Below are 20066 nucleotides of genomic sequence, written 5' to 3'. Positions count from 1 at the left end.
TGAGCAATATGAGAGCGGCGGCTTACAGCTGAAGGCCTGGGATGGGAATTTGTAGGCTGAGGACTACGCGTGATATGACGGGGACTGAAATGCAAAAAGCGCCCGAATTTGGGCGCTATAGTGAGGCAGGGCTTCAGGATTACAGGTAATACATTTCCAGCGTGCTCAAGCCGTCAAGGTGTACCGGCTGAGTCAGATCCAGCGCGGAGCCTTTATTGATATAAGCCTGTACTGACAGCTGGCCGGAGAACACGGTGAAGGCTACCGGGACTTTGCTACCCACCGCTCCCCAGCTCACTACACGGCTCCAGGTTGCGTCATACAGCATGCCGCCAGCAGCGGAGATTGCCCAGCTGGTGGCAGTCACAGGTTTCACCAGCGTGCTGACCGGCACGCCATCGGCGGTCGCGGTGGCGCCAACAATGCGAATACCATAGCCGCCCACTTTGCTTGCACCCTGCATGCCCAGGCCCACGGCTACGGTGCTGGCACTGCCGAACAACGCAACAGGGGCGACAGCTCCGCCCTCTACATTCTCCGTCACACCAGCCAGAGAGCCTTTACGCCCGTTAATTGCATGGACTGCCACCTTCGCCGGTGCATCACACTGGATGGTGAAGTCGATCATCTTTTCCGGCAGCACGGTATAAGCCGTTTTGCTGATGGAGTCGGCTTTGATGGTGCCGTAATCCACCACGGCGCCGCCTGGCAGCGTTGGAACACAGGCCGCAGGGACAATCGTGCCAATAACCCTGACGTCTACGCTGTCAGCGGCAAAAGCAGAAGTGGCAGAAGCGGCCAGCAGCAGAGCAATAACGGTTTTTTTCATTTTTAACAATTCCTTAGAACATTATTTACCACCGCTCTCCTAGTATGAGGCGGTGAATCTTCTGGCGCTAGCCGCACTGTGGCTGACGCTACCTGAGCAGATTATTATCCAGTAGGGTGTGCAGGGATATCAGCCCCCCTACCCGGAAGTGCAGGCCTCACCTCTGATTTTGTCAGCATTGGCCTACAGCCAATTAACGACACACCGCGCTGGCCTCTTCATACAGGCCCGGGTTAGCAGGCTTTTCCGCCAGTTTGAGGGTAAAGCGGCAGTCGCTCTGCCCCTGGCGTTCGATGCTGAACTGCTGGCCGTCGGCGGCGTCGTTAATAAACACCGCGCTTTTATCCGTCACCACGGAGACAAAGCTGTTATCTGCGGCGAACACGCTGGCGCCCTGCTGCAGAGGTTTCCCTGCCGCGTCCTTCACGTCGATCAGTACGCGGCGGCTACGCACCACGCCAAAGTCGATGTAGCTGACGGAGCCGCGCGCCGCTTCGGTCTCGTAAAGGGCGTTATTGATATCGACGTTCTTACCCAGGCTGCGGGTATCCACCTGCACCGAGGATTTGCTGTAGCTGGTGATGCGCGGGATCACCGCGTAGCCGCGCCCGTCGGTCCAGGTGGGTCCGGCCGGGGTTTCAACCCGCACGCCCTTCTCTTCGCCGATTTTGGCAATGCCGAATGTATCGCCGACCTTATACGGCGACAGCGTTACGCCGTGGTTGTGCACCACCGCCGCACCGCTGGCGCGCCCTGACCAGCTGGTATAGCCGTCGCTGTCGCGGCTGACGCCGGCGCTCAGCTGGCTGACCGGCGTCACCATGTCGAAGTTGCCGGTGGTCGAAGTCCGCTTGCTGCCGTTGTCATGCTCGGTAGAGAGACTGTAATTGCGATCCTGACTCAGACGCTCGCTGTAGCGCACCCCGGCGCGGTTACCGTTCTTACTGCCGTTAACCCAGCTGCTGATGCTGCGATCGCCCAGCGGCACGCTCAGGGTGAGGTAGAAACGGTCTTCCGAGCCGTAATATCCCCCGCTGCTGCGCTCCAGGCTGGCACCCACATAGGTGCGGCCAAAGGCTTTGCTCCAGCCACCGCGCACGTAGCTGATATTACCGCTGCCGAAAGTCTGCGCCTGCGAGTATGAGAAGTTAAAACTGCCGACGTTCTGCCCGGACCATCCCAGGCCGAGGCCATACTGGCTGCTGCTGCGATTGATATCCTGCGGCTCGCGCGAGACGGCATCGCTCAGTTCGCGGTAGCCGCTGCTCTGTTTCGAGACGTTAAAGCTGGTGCTGAGGCGCTCGGTCAGGTTATGGCTCAGGCTGGAGGAGAGCGACACCCCCTGATTACCGTGCTCGCTGTCACGCGCTGCCGTCGCCTGCACATTCAGCAGGGTGTCATTAAACGGCTGAATATCGGTGCCGATTGCGCCAGCCTGATACGGTGACGACGCCAGGATGCCGCTGTTAAGCATCCAGCCCGGCGTCAGCTGCCAGCCCTTTGCTGCCGTGGCCAGCAGCGGCGACTGCGCGCTGCCCTGCTGGTCCAGCTGCCCGGCACCAAAAGTGAACCCCGGCGCGATACGGTTGCCGTTCAGCAGGAAGGCCGCCGCCGGAACGGTAAACTGGCGTTTCTCACCGCCGGTGCCGGTGACCGTGACTTCCAGGTCGCTACGGGTATTCAGCAGCTGAAAGCCCTGTAGGGAAAAGGGGCCGGAAGGCACGGTGGTGCTGTGCACCAGCACGCCGGACTGACGAACTTCCACCACCGACTGGCTGTCGGCAATACCTTCCACCAGGCCAATACCGCGCCCGCCGCCCTGCAATGCCTGCTCCGGAAACATCTGGAAGCCCAGCACCTGACCTGCGCCGAACAGCGAGTTGCCAAGGCCAATCTGCCCGACCTGCAATACGCGCTTAGACTCCTTAAAGGTGCGCTGTGCGTAGGCATTCTGATGTTGCAGGCTGTCGCTATTGTTGAAGTGCGTCAGCGACTGGCGGCTGCGGAAGATCCAGTCACCGGCGTTAAAGCCCGCTTCGCTGTTGACCTGGTAGAAGTTCAGGCTGCTACCGCTGCCGGATGAGGTCAGATACTGCGCGTCGTAGTTCAGCAGCCCGGCAACGCCGCCGTGGCTCCACTCGGTGTTCTGACTGGCGTCCATATTGATGGCTTCGGCCGGGACCACCAGCGTGATGCTCTCATCTTCCGGGCTCAGCTGCAGTTCGGTCTGCGGCCACAGCGCCTTCAGGTCATAGCAGTCGGCGGCCTTGCCCGGTGTATTCAGCCCGGCGGCGCGCATAAAGGCCGCATCCGCACACAGCTGCCCCTGCTGGTCGAACTGCACTTTCACCTTGCCACGCCCCTTGCCGTTGACCGTCAGCGCGACCGTGGTTTCGCCAGTATTAAAGCGCGGTGCCTTTTTAAAGGTTTCCGCAATGCGCGGGTCAATCCCGCGGGACTTCAACGCTTCAAGGTCAAACTCGGTCTCTTCGGCCGCCATCAAAGGTGGCAGTGCACCGAGATTTCCCAGCACCAGCAGGCTGATAAGCGAAAAGCGGAACAGCGTGTGCTTAGGCAGTGAACGTAACAGTTTCATTATTTCGACTCGACGTGTAAGTGCAATTAAATTAATGGGTTAAGCCTGAATCTGTTGTTCAGGTTTTGAGCCAGAGCAGGCCAAATGCCTTGCGCTGTCCGATGAAATAAGTCTGACAGGACTACGGAATATTCTGAATGAGAGGGGGGGCGGTCTGCTGAAGGCCAGGGATGAAGATCTGTAGGGTGCGGACTACAGCAAGGTTCAAGACAAAAAAAACCGCTCCCGAAGGAGCGGCTGATTCTGTAATACCGGGGAATTACATGTAGTACAGGGTGATGGTGGTCAGGCCATCAAGGTGAACCGGCTTGCTGAGATCCAGCTCGGAACCTTTGTTGATATATGCCTGCACGCCCAGCTGGCCGGACAGTGCGGTAAAGGCTACTGGCGTGGTGGTGCCGGTTGCAGCCCAGGTAGTCATACGCTGGAAGTAAGGGGAGTAAGCCAGACCTGCGTAAGCATCTTTGACCCATGCACTGGTAGTACCGGCATTGTTATCCGCACGCAGGCTGTCAACCGCCACGCCATCAGCGGTCACGGTAGTGTTATCAATACGTACGCCGTAGCCGCCAATTTTGCTGCTGCCATCCATACCCAGGCCAGCAGCGCCTACGTTAAACAGTCCGAACAGGCTCATCGGTGCTTCACCCGCACCATAACTGGTCTCAGTCGCCCCGGCGAGAGAACCCACGCGGCCATTGCTGGCAATCAGCACCACTTTTGCCGGTGCATCACAGGTAATGGAGAAGCCAACCTGCTTCTCTGGCAGCACGGTGTAGTTGGTCGCGCTGATGGTATCCGCTTTAATCGTGCCGTAATCGACCACGCCGCCGCCGGTCAGGGCCGGAGTACAGGCCGCAGGCACGATAGTACCAATAACGCGCACATCAACGCTGTCGGCAGCAAACGCCGTAGAGGTGGTAGCCAGCAGGGCCAGGGCAACAACAGTTTTCTTCATCATGACAGGTATTCCAATAGGTTAAGGTTAAGTTCACGCTGACGGTCAGACGAGGAACAATCGTTGCCGCTGGTGTTAACCCTGCCGGCCTTTTCTGTCTCGCTGCTCAGTGAAATCATTGTGACAGGACTACGGAATGTTCTGAATGAGAGTGCAGCCAGAGCGCTGAAGGCCAGGGATGTACATTTGTAGGTGGGAGACTACAGGTGTCGGGCGGACGAAAAAAAACCGCTCCCGAAGGAGCGGCTGTTCAGTCACAGGCGGCAATTACATGTAGTACAGGGTGATGGTGGTCAGGCCATCGAGATGCACCGGCTTGCTGAGATCCAGCTCGGAACCTTTGTTGATATAAGCCTGCACGCCCAGCTGGCCGCTCAGTGCGGTAAAGGCTACTGGCGTGGTGGTACCGGTTGCAGCCCAGGTAGTCAGGCGCTGATAGTTTGGAGAATAAACGATCCCTGAATAGCTATCTTTAACCCATGGTGAGTCAGCATGGCCCGGGTCGCGGTCGGCGCGCAGACTGTCAACCGCCACTCCGTCAGCAGTCACCGTGCTGCTGTCAATACGCACGCCGTAGCCACCAACTTGCGATGTACCTTCCATACCCAAACCCGCAGCGCCAACGGCTGACAGACCAAACAGGTTAACCGGGCTACGACCCGCTCCGTGAGCTGTCTCAGGGACGCCTGCCAGTGAGCCTGTGCGGCCATTGCTGGCGATCAGCGCTACTTTGGCCGGTGCATCACAGGTAATCGCAAAGCTGATCTGCTTCTCTGGCAGCACGGTGTAGTCGGTCGCGCTGATGGTGTCGGCTTTAATGGTGCCGTAATCCACCACGCCGCCGCCGGTCAGGGCCGGGGTACAGGCCGCAGGCACGATAGTACCGATAACGCGCACATCAACGCTGTCGGCAGCAAAAGCAGACGCGGTAGTGGCCAGCAGGGCCAGGGCAACAACAGTTTTCTTCATCATGACAGGTATTCCAATAGTTAAGTTTGAGTTCACGCTGACGGCCAGTCGAGGAACAATCTCTGCCGCTGGTGTTAACCCTGCCGGCATTTTTTGTCTCGCTGCTCAGTGAAATCATTGTGGCAGGACTACGGAATGTTCTGAATGAGAGTACAGCCAGGGCTCTGAAGGCCGGGGATGGGGATTTGTAGGCGTCAGCCTACAGGTCAGGCGAGAGTGCAGGAAAAGGGGCCGATCCTTTTGTTCGGTCAGCCCGCAGGGTTATCAGAGATAGTAAATTTCCAGCTCGCTTGCACCGCCCGATGCGATGCTGCGCTTCAGGGTGGTCCTGGGCGAGAGAGACAGATGCGGGGTGGCGATCGGCCTGTTGCCACCGCTTTCCGTCCAGCGGATATCCACCGCGCGCGGCCTGAAGCAGTCAATCTTCAGGTCGGGCTGCTGGGGCTGCCCGCTGACCATGGGTGAACAGGCGACGGGCACAATGGTGCCGGTCACGCGCAGCGTGACGCTATCGGCAGCGACGGTGGCATGTGCAACGAGTAGCGTGGTGGCCAGTAAGGCCAGATGAGTTAGTTTCATGGGGTTCTCCTGAGAGGGGATCATACCGTTGCTCTCAGGATCTATCGACCATTTTTTGCCATAACTAAAGGACTACAGGCAAAAAAAATCCCGCCGGAGCGGGAAAAACTACACCTACAGACACTCTTTTTTTATAAAAATAGAGACTTACAGATAGTTAACTTCCAGCGTGGTTAAACCATCAAGATGAATCGGTTTTGACACGTCCAGCGCCGAAACCTTATTCAGGAAGCCCTGTACGCGCAGCTGGCCCGTTAAGGTGGTAAAAGCGACCGGCGTTAACTGCCCGGCGGCGGCCCAGCTGACCGGCGTCACATCGCTCGGTGAAATCGAGAACAGCGTGCCGTCAGAGGCGGCCCAGGTGGTTGGCGCGTTTGCAAACGGGCGGCGGATAGCGTTGACGGCAACACCGTCTGCCGTAAAGCTGCTGTTGTTGATCATCATGGCATAGCCACCGATACGCGTCGCACCGTCCAGCCCCAGCCCGGCAGTACCCGATGGGAAGGTTTTACCCAGCAGCGTGATCCCCATCGGCATTGGCGCAAAGCCGTACGACGTATCATTCGAATCTGCCGTGGTATTTGGGCGGCCGTTAATCGCACGCATTGAAATTTTGGTTGGCGCTTCGCAGGTAATCGCAAACTCAACCGCTTTTTCGTTCAATACGGTGTAGCTGGTCTGATTCAGGCTACTGGCCTTAATCGTGCCATAGTCCACCACTGCACCAGACGGGAAAGAGGGGGTACAGGCGGCGGGAACGATAGTGCCGACCACGCGCACATCAACGCTGTCTGCGGCCACAGCACCGTGGCTCAATGCCAGCAGGGTAATAGCGGTGATTGAAGTTTTCATTACAGAGTCCAGAAGTTAAGGGTTAAGCAAATAAGCAGGAAATTTAGCTGCGGCCATTATCTGCCGCAGCGTCTTTACCCTCCATCGGATTTGCAGGCCATACCTGTAGTCCATGTCCTGCATTTTGTAGGGCGCGACAGGGGATGGCTTACCAGCTCCAGCGCACGCCGAGGCTGGCCCCCCACGGTTGTTCGCTGTTTTTGCCTTTAGCCCGGGTGGCTTCGCTGTAAATCTGCAGATCGCGGTTAACCTGCGCCGCCATGCCAACTCCGGCTTCGCCGCGCAGACCGCTTCTGTCATTGCGGAAAGCGTGGCCGTTAAGATCAATATCATCGCCCGAGGCAAATTCGTTGATGGCCGCCAGCTGGAGCCACGGCTGCAGCTGCACGCCATTCGCCAGCGTGACGGAGCGCCCTGCCACGGCTTTCAGCTCGCCCTGCTGTGATGACATCTGGCCATTTTTCACCTGCATACCGTTATCCATCTGCCAGTTCTGCCCTTTGATCCAGCTACCTGCCACCAGCGCCGACGGTTCGATAAACCAGCCGTCGTTCAGTGCGATATGGCGGCCCGCTTCCAGCGACAGCGTGAAGCCCGGCGTGCTGAACCCGCCTTTGCTCTGCTCGCCGCCGCTCATCGTCACGCGGTTGCTGACGCTGAAGTTGTTGGCTTTTGCCACCGCATCGACAAACCAGCCATCATTCAGCAGCCAGGTGTTATAGGCACCGATAAAGTAGCTGTCGATCTTGCCGCTACCGCCCACGCTGTACTTCACGTTGTTATGGCTGACGCCGGTAAACAGGCCAACCAGTGAGGTGCTCTCCCCCACTTCGCGCGCACTGTCCACGCCGATCATCATGCCGCTCTGCTGCAGCTGCGCATCCGTCCCCCGGCTGCCGTCCTGGCGATATTCACCGCCCAGGGCGCGCAGCCAGGCACCGCCCTGCTGCTGACCGCTGCGGATCTCCCCGGCGCGGGTACGCTGAGTACTCAGTTCAGCATCCGCCGCCACGGGTAGCACATTGGTCAGGGCCAGCACGCTGCGGGCCGCCGGCGTCAGCGCCGGGTTGAGCGGCACAACCGGTGCGACGGGCACCACCGGTTCAACAGGCACCACCGGTTTAACGGGCACTACCGGTTTAACCGGCAGTCCGCTATCGGGGTCATCCACCGGTGGTGGCGGCAGGTCGATATCCGGTGAGTCCGTACCCGGGCCAGTTTCGGTGGGTTTCGCTGCCAATACCCAGTCGTCGCCGCGATGCTGCATTTCATATTGATACACCCCGGCATCCACCACCCCGTTATTCAGGGTGAAGAGCGCGCTGCCGCCCGCGGTATGCACCAGCGGCAGTACGCCGCTGCTGTCGGCCGGCTCGCGCCCGCTGTCGCGCACGCTGATGCGGTGCGCGCCGCTGGCGTCGCCGGAAATGTTGATCAGGTCGCCCTGCAAGCCGGCAATATCGGTGTTCATCACAAACTGACCGCTGCCGCTCAGCGCGCTGAGGTTAAGGGTATGGTAGCCCGCGTCATCGCTGACGAAGTTTACCGTACCGCTATTGGCCAATGCGCCGACGAGCGAATCCCCGGTGAGATTCCACACGCTGTTATCCAGCGTCAGGGTCTGCAGGTTCTGCACCGCGCCGGTTAGCGTGGAATCATTGCTCATCGCCAGCGTGACCTGGTCACCGGCAGCGACATTGACATCGCCGTTCAGCGTCACCTGACTGTCGGCGGTAACGGCCAGGATGCTGCCCGCGCTGGATTGCAGCAGCACGCCGTTGCCGCCAGTTACGGTGGTGCCCTTACTCAGCGCCAGCTCTCCCTGCGCACCCACAGCCTGGATGCCGCTGGCGGCCTGGCTGGTCAGGGTGCTGTTATCGAGGCTGACCGTACTGGCATCGCCCAGACTGTTGCTGCTGATGTACAGACCTGCTGCATTCCCCTCGGTGGTCAGGGTGCTGTTACTGATATCCAGCTCGCCGGAGCGCGTCCAGAGGGCGAAGGCGTTATCGCCGGTGGTCGTCACGCTCAGCCGATCGCCGACAATGCGCGATCCTGGATAAGCCAGCAGCCCGGCCGCCAGCTCACCCGCCGTGTTAATGGCGCTGTTGCTGATGTTGACCTGCCCGCCCATCGCGGCAAACACGCCCATACCGGAGCCGCCAGCGGTGGTAATGGTGACGCCATCGGCATCGACCTGACTCTGGGTGTAAATACCGTGGCTGCCGCTGCCGCTGGTTTTCAGCTCGCTGTTGGTGATGGTTGCCGGGCCGTACTGCGCGTTCAGTGCCGTGGCAGCACTGCCCGTGGTGCTGAGCACGGAATCGGCGATCTGCGCGCGTGAATTTGCCTCGGCAATCCACATCGCATCGGCACCGTTACCGCGGGTGGTCACCGACGTCTGGCTCAGCGTGGCGCTGGCATTTTTATTTACGTTAACGCCGATACCGCTGCCGCTGTTCAACTGGCTGTTGTTCAGGGTGATATCGCCGTTCAGCAGGTAGACCGCATCACCGCTTTCGCTGGCGATTGTGCTGTGACTGAGCGTGACTTCGCCGCGGCTATTTTCCGGGTTGTAGATTTCCACCCCACGGTGCTGATCCAGGGCATTGATCGTCACGCGATCGCCATTCAGCTGCGCATTTCCTACCTCAATCGCCGCCTGCGTTCCCGTGCCCTGCATCAGGACGCTGACGTCATTCAGTACCGCGTCAACGTGCGTTGAAAATATGCCGCTGCCAAGTGCAATTCCGCTGGCACTGCTGCCGTTCACCACCAGGCTGACGCTATCCGCTTGTAGCGTTCCGCCGCGCATATCGATGCCACTGCTCTGGCTGCCGTTGGTGACCAGCGCCAAATCCGCCAGCGTTAGCTGGCTGTCACCGCGCACGGCGATGGCGCTACTGTTCACGCCGCTGGTGGCGATCAGACCGCCGCGCAGCGTGGCCAGCGCAGCGGTAACGTCGAGCCCGTTCGCCTGCAGCCCATTGGTGCTCAGAGTGGCACCGTTCAGCGCCATCGCGCCGCCGTCAAGGATGCGGGCGGCGAACAGATTATTGCCGGAGGTGCGGAAGGTGAGCGGCACGCTGGTTTGCAGCAGGCTTCCTGTCCCGCTGGCTAACAGCGGATAATCGCCTGCGCTGCTGGTGGTATAACCGCTGCTGACCAGCAGCGTCGAACCGTCGGTAACGCTATAGCCCGCATGCGCGGGAGAAAATGTGCCGGACGCCAGCGCCAGCAGACAGCACTGAGATAGCACGGAAGGGGTAAATCGTTGGCTCATCGTATGTTCCTGGACAGATACGCGCTATCACAATTAAAAATGAAATTGCCTGACGCTCTCAGCAAGAAATAGAAAAACCTCGCTTAAGGCGCTAATTAATAACGTCGAATCTCATAATCTAAAGTTTAATAACGCAAAGACAGTCAAACCAAACCATAAGATGATGATTTAACTGATATAGGTCGCGAATAGTAGGGCCATGAAAAAACAATTAACATCAGATAGAAACAGCAGTTACGCAGGCCTTTTTACTTATTTTGTCATCCATTTCAGCGTGGACTACATTGAATAAGATAATTCTGTATTTTTATATTAAATCACTTTTACAGTTTGTAATTATTATGACAGTATTCGGGAAGGACATTTATTTATGAGGCGTTGTAATGGCTAACATTTTGATGATTGACGATCATCCCGTCGCACGTCTGGCGATCAGGATGCTGTTAGAAAAAGATCAGCACACGGTGGTCGGCGAGGCGGATGACGGACTAAAGGCATTACAGATGGTGCGCCAGCTTGAACCGGATATGGTGATTGTCGATCTCGACATCCCTTCACTGAGCGGAATAGAAGTGATTGAAAAGCTGCGCGCCAGCGGCTTCAAAGGGGGTCTGCTGGTCCTGACCTCACGCGATGATGAGCACTATCTCAGCCGCTGCATGAGCATCGGCGCCGACGGCTTTGTCAGCAAGAAAAATAATCTGGAAGAGCTGAGCGATGCGGTAAAAGCCGTAATGCGCGGCTACGGCTACTTCCCGCTGAAGCGTAAAAACGGCGGCAATATTGCCCATCCTGAACAGGAAACGGAGTCGTTGAAAGCGCTCTCCAGCCGTGAATTGCAGGTTCTGCGCTATCTGGCCCAGGGGATGAAAGTCATTGATATCTCGCAGCGCATGCACATCAGTAACAAAACCGTCAGTACCTATAAAACCCGGGTAATGACCAAACTGGAGCTGGATTCTAATCTGGCATTAATTGATTTCGCCCGGCGCAACCATCTGGATTAATCCTGTGAAAAAACCTCTCCTGTTCGTGCTGTTGCTGCTGCTTCCTCTGCTAATGGCGCGGGCTGAGGACACGCCTGAAACGCTATCGATTATCAGCCGCGAGAATTATAACCCCCGCAGTTTCAATATCAGCGATGAAGACTGGCGCTGGCTGGGGCAAAAACGCGAGCTGAAAATCGGCGTCTGGCTGCCGGAAACTCCGCCATTCAATATGTTTACCGAAAGCGGCAAGTATGAAGGCATTGACGCGGATTACAGCCTGCTGCTGGTGCAGTATCTCGGGATGCGTTCGCAAATCACCCGCTTTGCCAGCCGGGAACAGGCACTGCGGGCACTGGAAGCGCATCAGGTCGATATTGTCACCGACCCGACCGGCAATCCCCTGCCCATCCATAGCACGCTGGTCGGCAGCCGTAGCTTTCTGGCTGACAACCCGACGCTGATGCGGCGCATCAGCGACCTGCGCGGTGACTGGAAAAAGGTCAAAAACCTGCATCTGGCGGTGTCACATCACTATCTCGATTTGGCCTGGCTGAAACAGCACTTCCCTGAAGCGAGTATTCAACGTTTTGATACCGACGAAGAGGCGCTGGCATCGCTGGCCTTTGGCAACAGTGATTATTACCTCGGCAATCTGACCACCGCCAGCTATCTGGTCGGGCGTAACTACAATAACCTGCTGGCCGTACAGGAAATTTTCCCGGTGCGTGCACCAGGCAGCCGTTTTCTGATGCGTGCTGCAGACTGGCAGTTGGTCAACGCCGTCAACAGCGTGCTGGCTGCGATCCCGGCGACGCAAAATCAGGTGATCTCTCAGCAGTGGAGCGAAGGCTCCGACCTGCTGCCCATTATTAACCGACTGAATTTTAACGAACGCGAAAAACGCTGGCTGAAAGAGAACCCCAACATCCCGGTGGTGGTTAATTCGCTGTATGCCCCCTTCACCATGGTGGATGCCCAGGGCAATTTTTACGGCATCAGCGCCGATTTGCTGCGCCTGATCCGCCTGCGTACCGGGATTAACTTCACCCCGGTGGTCGCCGAGTCGGTCAATGAGATGTTCCGCGACGTGAAGGGGGGTAAAGCCAGGTTTATTGCCGCCATTAGCTACAGCGATATGCGCGATAACCAGCTGCGCTTTACCCGTCCCTATTTTTCCTCCCCCTTTGTGCTGGTGGTGCAGCAGTCGCAATCGCTGCCGATGGCGCTAAATAAACACACCCGCATTGCGATTACTGAAAACAACATGCTGATCCCCGAGCTGAAAAAGCAGTATCCGGGCATCAACCTGGTGACGGTTGCCAATGCCAGTATCGCTATGCAGCTGGTCAATGAGGGCAAGGTCGACGGCGCGGTGCACACTCTGGTCGGCGGCGGCTATATGATTGACCGCTACTTTCGCAATAATTTAAAAATCGCCATGACGCTGGGAGATGCGTCATCGCAGATCTCTTTTGCTGTCAGCCCTGACCAGCCCGAGCTGCTCAGCATCCTGAATAAAGCGCTGGCCGACATCGCCCCACGCACGATGACCCGGGTGATCAATAAATGGCAAACCTCACCGGATGTACAGCTGGATACCTGGGCTGCCTATCGCACGCAATTCTGGCTGCTGGGTGGCCTGACATTGGCAATTGGCCTGACGTCGCTGATCTGGATCTACTATCTGCGCCGCCAGATCTCTGCGCGCCGCCGGGCGCAGCAGAGCCTGCAATCTCAGCTTCAGTTCAGCGATAAGCTGCTGAATAACGTGCAGGTGCCGGTATACGTGGTCGATCGTCAAGGCGGGCTGGTGCTGTTTAACCAGTCTTGGCAGGAGTTCTTTAAAGGCGATAGCGTCAACGGCGCGCGCGGCAGCGTGGCCGATGTTAACAATCCGCTCAATGTCATCTGGCGCGAGATTAAAGATGAGGTGATACAGGGTAATGCCGCGCCGCAGCCCAGCCCGCAAGCCTTCCAGATTTTTAATGGCGAAAGCCAGCGCAGCGTGATCCATAACGCCGTGCGCTACCTCGACGATTCCCAGCAAACGGCGGGACTGATCTGCAGCTGGATTGATGTTACCGAGCATCAGCGCCTGACCACCGATCTGTCGCTGGCGCGCGAACGCGCCGAGCAGGCCAACCGGGCGAAAAGTACCTTCCTTGCCACCATGAGCCATGAAATTCGCACCCCGGTCAGCGCCATTATCGGCCTGCTGGAGCTGGCAGTCAGCGCGCCGGGGCGGAAAACAGACGATGATGAGCCGGTCAAAGTCGCCTGGGAATCGGCCCGGTCATTAATGGGATTGATCGGCGATATTCTCGATATGGCACGCATTGAATCCGGGCGTCTTGAGCTGGCACCAGAGTGGGTGCGCAGCACCGAGCTGGCGCCACCGGTGGTACGCGTGTTTGAGGGGCTGGCGCGACAAAAAAGCCTGCGCCTGAGCTGTACGCTGCCGCCGGTCATGCCTTATGAAGTGTTTATCGATGCCCTGCGCTTTCGCCAGATCCTCTCTAACCTGGTGAGTAACGCGATTAAATTTACTGAAAAAGGCAGTGTGGAAGTCAATATCGATATCACCGCTCTGGAGAATGACGAGGTGCGGCTGAGCGTGTCGGTGAAAGACAGCGGCAAAGGGATCTCCGCTGGTGAACAACACGATATCTTTAATCCGTGGGTACAGGCAGAGGACGGCAAGCGTCAGAGCGGCTCCGGCCTTGGCCTGGCCATCTGTTCCCAGCTGGTGCAGATGATGAGCGGCAACATTACGCTGCAAAGCGAACCGGGGCGCGGCACCGAGGTCACCTTCACCCTGGCCCTGGCAACCCGCAGTTCACGGCCGGAGGAGATACCGGCCAAAGCCCTGCCAGCCGCCATTGAAGTGCCGCCGCTGCGCATCCTCGCGGTAGACGATCACCCGGCTAACCGCATGCTGCTGCGCCGCCAGCTGGCGCGCCTCGGCCATCAGGTGACCGAGGCCAGCGACGGCGAAGAAGCCTGGGAGATCTGGCAGCAGCAGCAGTTCGACCTGCTGATCACCGATTGCAGTATGCCCGGTATGGACGGGCTGGAGCTGACGCGGCTAATCCGTGCCCACCAGACGCAGCCGTTAATGATCGTTGGCCTGACCGCGAATGCGTGGCCGGAAGAGCGCGCACGCTGCCAGCAGGCCGGAATGGATGACTGCATGTTTAAACCGCTGCAGCTTCCGCAGCTGCAGGCGATGCTGGGCCAGGTGGCGCTGCGCATGGCAAAAGACAGGCCCGCCCCCAGCGAGCTGGAACAGATGCTCAGCTTTAGCGGCCTGAATAATCTGACCCAGGGCGATGATGAGCTGCTGCACTCCCTGCTGAGCGTCACCTTAACCACCCAACGCCAGGACATGGTCGAAGCGGCAGAGCTGCTGGAGCTGGAGGACTGGCCGGAAATGGCGAAGTGCATTCATCGCATGTCGGGTGCCTGCCAGATTATCAGCGCCAATAAAGCCGAAGCGCTCTGTCGCCGTCTGGAAGATCTCTGCCGTCAGGATGACGTCTCCGCTGAAGAAGCCCAGGCTCTGTGGCAGGAAACGGAGAACGAACTGGCTATATTAAATCGGGCTATTGAAAACTATCTGGCGGGGAATTAAAGCATGCCTTATGTCATCCCGTCAGAATAATCCTACGAAAGCAGCAGACGGCACTGATAGACAACAAACGGGGCCAGGAGTGTAATGAGATTATTCTAATTACACGGCCACCTAATTATGTCTCATATCGCCATGCTTGATAGCGACGCATTTTGCATTAAAGGCGTCGAGGAATATTTTAAACTCAGCGAAATTCACACCCTCGGCTGTTCATCACTGGCCGAACTGGATAATACGCTGCAAAAAAATCGGATTAAAGTGGTCATCAGCGAGCTGGTAACGGACAATGATACCCTGTTTTCCTGCATTGATTACTTTAAGAATTTCCAGCACCGCTGGCCAACGCTGAAGCTGGTGATCTATACCCGCCTGCGCGACCCGGCGCTTATCGCTTACGTGCGTAAAACCCTGCCGCGCTGCGAGCTGGCATTTAAATATGAAAGCGCTATTGCCCTGTCGCTCTGTATTACACCTTCAAGGTTGCACCAGAAAAGCGCGGAAGAGGAGCTGGCCTGTTATCAGAAGGATATTTTAACCGCGCGGGAATTTTATCTGCTGCGCTTCCTGTCGGAAGGGAAATGCCATAAGGATATTTCGCGCCGCTTGCCGCTGAGCATTAAAACCATTAGCTACTATAAATTAAAAATTATGGAAAAGCTGAAATGCAAAAACATGGCCGACTTCCAGAAAAGAATGAATGATTTTGGGGTTTACTATTATCAGTAACCTTTGTCAGCTTCACCAGCCGCTGTCAGACGCTGAGCGCCCCACGCAAAGGGGCGCTCTCTATTTTTTCAGCCTCAGATAAAGTCTTTTGCCTGCTGGATCAGGCTGGTTTTAGTCAGCGCGCCGAGAAACTTCTTCTCTACCGGGTTATTCAGCACCGGCAGGCGCTCCAGCGTCACCTGGGCGAAAGCTTCCCATCCCTCTTTGATGGTCTGATTTTCATAGATATAGGGGAAGCTGCTGTCCATCACGCAGCTCACCGGGGAGGTCAGGGTAATCTCTTTATCCAGCACTTTATGCGAAATGTCATGGATCGACACGGCGCCAAGGAACTTCCCCTCCTCGCTGACCACATAAACAAAACGCTCGCGCTTCAGGGAGCTGACCGCCAGCGCTTTGCCCACTGAGGCCTCCGGCGTCAGCGCCGCACCGGAAATAATAAACTGCGAAATGATGCCGTTATCAAAGTTGAACTTGGCGTCAGAGCGGCTGAAGTGGTTGTTCATCACCGGATAGGTGCTGGTGGAATGCAGGCGGTAAACCGTCATCGAGGCCAGCACGCAGGCGATCATCGCCGGAAACAGCAGGCTGCTGTTGAGCGTCATCTCCAGCACCATCAGCATCGCCATCAGCGGAGCCTGACTGACCGAGGCCAGCACCGCGCCCATACCCACGGCGGCGAACACTTCGGCATTACCGATGGGTAGCCCGGCAGCGGCGGCCACCAGCGCCACCGCCTCCCCCATCAGAGCACCAATCAGCAGCGCCGGGGTAAACAGGCCGCCCACGGCGCTGGAACCCACCGAGATCGCCGTCGCCAGCATCTTCAGCAGCAGCAGCGCCAGCAGCATCGGCAGCAGGAAATCCCCGGCCATAATGCGTACGATCACTTCGTAACCATTGCCGAGGATCTGGGTGCTGCCGATCGCCAGTACACCGACCAGCACGCCGCCGATACCGAGGCGCAGCGGCAGGCTTTTCAGCGGCGCGAACAGCCGCTTGCTCTGACCAATCAGCCCGATCATTGCCCAGCCAAGCAGCCCGGCCAACAGCCCGATAAGCACCGTCAGGGCGATACTGCCTGCAGAGAGGTCAAACTGGCTGTGGGAGAAGGGATAGATGGCGGAGCGAAAGCCCAGCGACCACATGGTTAGCACCGCGACGCCGGCGGCGATGATTAGCGGGATCAGCCGCTGCATCGAGGAGATGCCAAAGGCGATCTCGGCGACGAAGATCGCCGAAGCCAGCGGTGCGTGATACACCGACGCCAGCCCGGCCGCGGCGGCCATCGCCACCACATCGCTGTTTTTCAGCGGCAGGGAGCGGAACAGCCAGCGCCCCATCAGGCTGCCGCTCAGCGCAGAGAGCTGCACCATCGGCCCTTCGCGCCCGATGGACGCACCGCTGCTGATACTCGCCAGCGAGGAGAGCCCGCGAAACAGCGAGGTTTTCGTCGGCACCGCATCGAGCCGGGCGTTGATCACTTCCAGATAGTCGGTGCGCACCGTCTCTTTCTGCTCGATGGCGGCGGCGTAGCGCAGGAAAAATCCGGCGACCAGCCCGCCCGCGCCAATAATCAGCGGCCAGCAGTACCAGGGGTAGGCGCGCATTGACTGCGTGATATCACCGGCGCCGCCAAAAATCAGGGTATCCACCAGGGCGATGGCTTCACGAAAGAGCAGCGTCACCAGCGTGGCGACCAGCCCGACGGGTATGGCGACCAGAATGCTGGTCCAGTTAAGTGCGTGCCTGCTACTGATACTCATCGGGTTCCCTCAGGATGATTTCCTGTATGGTGCGAGAGGTGAGCTGAAAAATCAAATCACGCCTTTTTGTCATTGCCTCACTTTACACAAATGGTAATCTGCCTTTTCGTTCACCCAGCCGCACAGGAACACTATGATTCGCTTCGCCGTCGTTGGAACCAACTGGATCACCCGTCAGTTTGTCGATGCCGCTCACGAAACCGGAAAAATGAAGCTCAGCGCCGTCTATTCGCGCTCGCTGCAGCAGGCGCAAACCTTCGCCAGCGATTATCCGGTTGAGCTGCTGTTTGACTCCCTGGAGCAGCTGGCGCAGAGCGAGGCTATCGATGCGGTGTATATCGCCAGCCCAAACGCCCTGCACTGCCCGCAGGCGCTGCTGTTTATGCGCCACGGCAAGCATGTGATCTGCGAGAAGCCGCTGGCGTCCAACCTGCGCGAAGCGGAGGCGATGGTGGCCTGCGCACGTGACAACCAGGTCGTGCTGTTTGAGGCGTTTAAAACCGCCAGCCTGCCGAATTTCCTGACCCTGCAGCAGTCGCTCACCCGTATTGGCAAGCTGCGCAAAGCCTTTCTCAACTACTGTCAGTATTCGTCACGCTATCAGCGCTACCTTGACGGTGAGAACCCCAACACCTTCAACCCGGCGTGGTCGAACGGTTCTATTATGGATATCGGTTATTACTGCCTCGGCACCGCCGTCAGCCTGTGGGGGGCGCCGTACAGCGTCACCGCCAGCGCCAGCCTGCTGGAGAGCGGCGTCGACGCCCACGGCAGCGTGATCCTTAACTACGGCGATTTTGACGTCACTATCCAGCACTCGAAGGTCAGCCAGTCGACGCTGCCGAGTGAGATCCAGGGCGAAGACGGTTCGCTGGTGATTGAGCAGGTTTCCGAATGCCAGCGCGTGAGCCTGGTGCCACGCGGCGGCAAAGCGCAGGATCTCAGCCAGCCGCAGCACATCAACACCATGCTGTACGAAGCGGAAACCTTCGCCCGCCTGGTGGAGCACAACGAGATCAATCATGCCGGCCTGGCGACCTCGCTGACCACCGCGCAGCTGCTGACCGAGATCCGCCGCCAAACCGGCGTGGTGTTCCCGGCGGACAGTCTCGATGTGGCGGTTGTGTAAATATTTCTAAATATTACTGAAGAATGTTGACCTGGCCCCGCGCGCAGCCTATCTTTTGCCCAGCAAAGGGGAGTAACTTCTTCGCCAGTTAATCGTCAATACGGCATCCACACGATGTCCGGTTACTGGGGCAACCAAATTTTGGTTGTAAGTGAGACCTTGCCGGGAGGCGAGGTTTGCTTACAGCGACAATAATAATGTGGCTGGCGTCTTCCGACGTTGGCCATTTTTGTTATTGGGGCAAGAAAAAATGAATACTGTTGGCACACCGTTACTCTGGGGCAGCTTCGCTGTCGTAGTCGTCATTATGCTGGCGATTGACCTGCTGCTGCAGGGCCGTCGCGGCTCACACACCATGACCATGAAGCAGGCTGCGGCCTGGTCACTGGTCTGGGTGACCCTTTCGCTGCTGTTTAACGCCGCCTTCTGGTGGTATCTCACCGGCACTGCCGGGCGCGAGGTGGCCGATACCCAGGCGCTGGCGTTCCTCACTGGCTATCTGATTGAAAAAGCATTGGCGGTGGATAACGTCTTCGTCTGGCTGATGCTGTTCAGCTACTTTGCCGTGCCTGCGGCGCTGCAGCGCCGGGTGCTGATCTACGGCGTGTTAGGCGCTATCGTGCTGCGTACCATCATGATTTTCGCCGGCAGCTGGCTGGTCACGCAGTTCAGCTGGCTGCTCTATATCTTCGGCGCGTTCCTGCTGTTTACCGGGATTAAAATGGCGCTGGCGAAGGAAGATGACAGCGCGATTGGCGACAAGCCGCTGGTGCGCTGGCTGCGCGGCCACCTGCGCATGACCGATAAGATCGAAGGCGAGAAGTTCTTCGTGCGTCAGAACGGCCTGCTGTATGCCACCCCGCTGCTGCTGGTGCTGATTATGGTCGAGCTGAGCGATGTGATTTTCGCGGTCGACAGTATTCCGGCGATCTTCGCCGTCACCACCGACCCGTTTATCGTGCTGACCTCTAACCTGTTCGCCATCCTCGGCCTGCGTGCGATGTACTTCCTGCTGGCGAACGTCGCGGAGCGCTTCAGCATGCTGAAATATGGCCTGTCGGTGATTCTGGTGTTTATCGGCGTGAAGATGCTGATTGTCGATTTCTTCCATATCCCGATTGCGATTTCGCTGGGGATTGTTGGCGGCATCCTGGCGCTGACGCTGGTGATTAACGCGCTGGTCAATTACCGTAATGACCGTAAGTCCGTTCACTAATCTGCATAAAAAAGGTGGCCGCAGAGGCCACCCTTATTCAAGGCACATCACCGCTTAAATCAGCGATTTCACGGGCACTTGTAAACCTGGCCGCTCATTTTGCTGTCCAGCGGAGCGAAGCTGGACCAGATGTTCTGGGTTGGGCTGGTGGCACCATAAATGACGTTGCCGCCCATCTCGGCCGCACGGTTACGCAGGTCGTTGGCCGCGCCGCGCAGTGAGCTGCCTTCACCGCCTGCACCTGAGAACCAGTTGCTTTGCGCGCCGGTCACGTTGCCCAGCAGCTGGCAGCTGCTGGCCGGTTGCTGATCGGTAAAGGTGACGCGCTCGCCCGCAGAACTCAGGGTGTTAGAGGTACTACAGCCTGCCAGCAGCAGGGCCGCCACAGAGAGTCCCAGCAAGTTAATCCGCATTTTAATCCCCATTTATTATCATCAGATTCAGGCCAGAGCATCATCTATCCTTGCCCTGGAACCCGCAAAAAATTCATCAGGTTAGATCGTGTGCTAATGACTTTACTATTTTCCCCCCAAAAAGAAAAAC

At 57.8% G+C, this 20066-nt stretch carries 14 protein-coding genes; 5 read left to right on the top strand and 9 right to left on the bottom strand.

Going from position 1 to position 20066, the window contains the following annotated elements; translation table 11 throughout:
* Positions 1-139: 139 nt before the first annotated feature.
* The 7 genes from ACLI4M_RS11985 to ACLI4M_RS11955 form a co-directional block, all read right to left on the bottom strand.
* The gene (locus ACLI4M_RS11985) at positions 140-829 is read right to left on the bottom strand and encodes a DUF1120 domain-containing protein (protein WP_133624896.1); all 690 of its coding nucleotides are present in this window, start codon (positions 827-829) and stop codon (positions 140-142) included.
* Between the two features lie 193 nt (positions 830-1022).
* Positions 1023-3425 carry a fimbria/pilus outer membrane usher protein gene (locus ACLI4M_RS11980; protein ID WP_133624897.1) on the bottom strand — a complete coding sequence of 801 codons (2403 nt, stop codon included), beginning with the start codon at positions 3423-3425 and terminating at the stop codon, positions 1023-1025.
* 259 nt (positions 3426-3684) lie between these two features.
* Positions 3685-4386, bottom strand: coding sequence for a DUF1120 domain-containing protein (locus ACLI4M_RS11975; RefSeq protein WP_413449713.1), 702 nt, complete (start codon positions 4384-4386; stop codon positions 3685-3687).
* 264 nt (positions 4387-4650) lie between these two features.
* Positions 4651-5355: a DUF1120 domain-containing protein gene (locus ACLI4M_RS11970; RefSeq protein WP_253538121.1), complete on the bottom strand. Its 705-nt coding sequence runs from the start codon at positions 5353-5355 to the stop codon at positions 4651-4653.
* A gap of 261 nt (positions 5356-5616) precedes the next feature.
* A complete protein-coding gene (locus tag ACLI4M_RS11965; RefSeq protein WP_133624898.1) occupies positions 5617-5931 on the bottom strand; it encodes a hypothetical protein in 315 nt (104 codons plus the stop codon).
* A gap of 147 nt (positions 5932-6078) precedes the next feature.
* Positions 6079-6783 carry a DUF1120 domain-containing protein gene (locus ACLI4M_RS11960; protein WP_133624899.1) on the bottom strand — a complete coding sequence of 235 codons (705 nt, stop codon included), beginning with the start codon at positions 6781-6783 and terminating at the stop codon, positions 6079-6081.
* 148 nt (positions 6784-6931) lie between these two features.
* Complete coding sequence (locus ACLI4M_RS11955; RefSeq protein ID WP_133624900.1) at positions 6932-10066, bottom strand: autotransporter outer membrane beta-barrel domain-containing protein; 3135 nt, start codon at positions 10064-10066, stop codon at positions 6932-6934.
* 383 nt (positions 10067-10449) lie between these two features.
* Between ACLI4M_RS11955 and ACLI4M_RS11950 the strand changes: the two genes are divergently transcribed.
* From ACLI4M_RS11950 to ACLI4M_RS11940, 3 genes are all read left to right on the top strand, one after another.
* A complete protein-coding gene (locus tag ACLI4M_RS11950) occupies positions 10450-11073 on the top strand; it encodes a response regulator (protein ID WP_133624901.1) in 624 nt (207 codons plus the stop codon).
* A gap of 4 nt (positions 11074-11077) precedes the next feature.
* Positions 11078-14686: a response regulator gene (locus ACLI4M_RS11945; RefSeq protein WP_413449712.1), complete on the top strand. Its 3609-nt coding sequence runs from the start codon at positions 11078-11080 to the stop codon at positions 14684-14686.
* A 117-nt stretch (positions 14687-14803) separates the two neighbouring features.
* Positions 14804-15412: a LuxR C-terminal-related transcriptional regulator gene (locus tag ACLI4M_RS11940; protein ID WP_133624902.1), complete on the top strand. Its 609-nt coding sequence runs from the start codon at positions 14804-14806 to the stop codon at positions 15410-15412.
* A gap of 74 nt (positions 15413-15486) precedes the next feature.
* Here the strand turns inward: ACLI4M_RS11940 and ACLI4M_RS11935 are convergent, their stop codons facing one another.
* The gene (locus ACLI4M_RS11935) at positions 15487-17178 is read right to left on the bottom strand and encodes a chloride channel protein (protein WP_133624903.1); all 1692 of its coding nucleotides are present in this window, start codon (positions 17176-17178) and stop codon (positions 15487-15489) included.
* 133 nt (positions 17179-17311) lie between these two features.
* Here ACLI4M_RS11935 and ACLI4M_RS11930 point away from each other — a divergent pair, with 133 nt between their 5' ends.
* Both ACLI4M_RS11930 and ACLI4M_RS11925 read left to right on the top strand, forming a co-directional pair.
* Entirely contained in the window at positions 17312-18307 is a 996-nt protein-coding gene (locus ACLI4M_RS11930; protein WP_133624904.1) for a Gfo/Idh/MocA family protein, read from the top strand.
* A 250-nt stretch (positions 18308-18557) separates the two neighbouring features.
* Positions 18558-19523: a TerC/Alx family metal homeostasis membrane protein gene (locus ACLI4M_RS11925; protein WP_133624905.1), complete on the top strand. Its 966-nt coding sequence runs from the start codon at positions 18558-18560 to the stop codon at positions 19521-19523.
* 68 nt (positions 19524-19591) lie between these two features.
* On the opposite strand, the gene ACLI4M_RS11920 is transcribed toward ACLI4M_RS11925, so the two are convergent.
* Positions 19592-19936, bottom strand: coding sequence for a DUF4156 domain-containing protein (locus ACLI4M_RS11920; protein ID WP_048917447.1), 345 nt, complete (start codon positions 19934-19936; stop codon positions 19592-19594).
* Between the last annotated feature and the right edge of the window lie 130 nt (positions 19937-20066).

Source organism: Erwinia sp. LJJL01 (assembly GCF_047300805.2).
GTDB classification, from domain to species: Bacteria; Pseudomonadota; Gammaproteobacteria; order Enterobacterales; family Enterobacteriaceae; genus Erwinia; species Erwinia aphidicola.
Note: the sequence above shows the minus strand (reverse complement) of the source record. Positions and strands in the feature narration are given on the sequence as shown.

What these genes read in the sequence shown, in the direction of transcription:
- ACLI4M_RS11985 (WP_133624896.1), bottom strand. Translation starts at nt 829, where the DNA reads ATGAAAAAAACCGTTATTGCTCTGCTGCTGGCCGCTTCTGCCACTTCT.
- ACLI4M_RS11980 (WP_133624897.1), bottom strand. Translation starts at nt 3,425, where the DNA reads ATGAAACTGTTACGTTCACTGCCTAAGCACACGCTGTTCCGCTTTTCG.
- ACLI4M_RS11975 (WP_413449713.1), bottom strand. Translation starts at nt 4,386, where the DNA reads ATGATGAAGAAAACTGTTGTTGCCCTGGCCCTGCTGGCTACCACCTCT.
- ACLI4M_RS11970 (WP_253538121.1), bottom strand. Translation starts at nt 5,355, where the DNA reads ATGATGAAGAAAACTGTTGTTGCCCTGGCCCTGCTGGCCACTACCGCG.
- ACLI4M_RS11965 (WP_133624898.1), bottom strand. Translation starts at nt 5,931, where the DNA reads ATGAAACTAACTCATCTGGCCTTACTGGCCACCACGCTACTCGTTGCA.
- ACLI4M_RS11960 (WP_133624899.1), bottom strand. Translation starts at nt 6,783, where the DNA reads ATGAAAACTTCAATCACCGCTATTACCCTGCTGGCATTGAGCCACGGT.
- ACLI4M_RS11955 (WP_133624900.1), bottom strand. Translation starts at nt 10,066, where the DNA reads ATGAGCCAACGATTTACCCCTTCCGTGCTATCTCAGTGCTGTCTGCTG.
- ACLI4M_RS11950 (WP_133624901.1), top strand. Translation starts at nt 10,450, where the DNA reads ATGGCTAACATTTTGATGATTGACGATCATCCCGTCGCACGTCTGGCG.
- ACLI4M_RS11940 (WP_133624902.1), top strand. Translation starts at nt 14,804, where the DNA reads ATGTCTCATATCGCCATGCTTGATAGCGACGCATTTTGCATTAAAGGC.
- ACLI4M_RS11935 (WP_133624903.1), bottom strand. Translation starts at nt 17,178, where the DNA reads ATGAGTATCAGTAGCAGGCACGCACTTAACTGGACCAGCATTCTGGTC.
- ACLI4M_RS11930 (WP_133624904.1), top strand. Translation starts at nt 17,312, where the DNA reads ATGATTCGCTTCGCCGTCGTTGGAACCAACTGGATCACCCGTCAGTTT.
- ACLI4M_RS11925 (WP_133624905.1), top strand. Translation starts at nt 18,558, where the DNA reads ATGAATACTGTTGGCACACCGTTACTCTGGGGCAGCTTCGCTGTCGTA.
- ACLI4M_RS11920 (WP_048917447.1), bottom strand. Translation starts at nt 19,936, where the DNA reads ATGCGGATTAACTTGCTGGGACTCTCTGTGGCGGCCCTGCTGCTGGCA.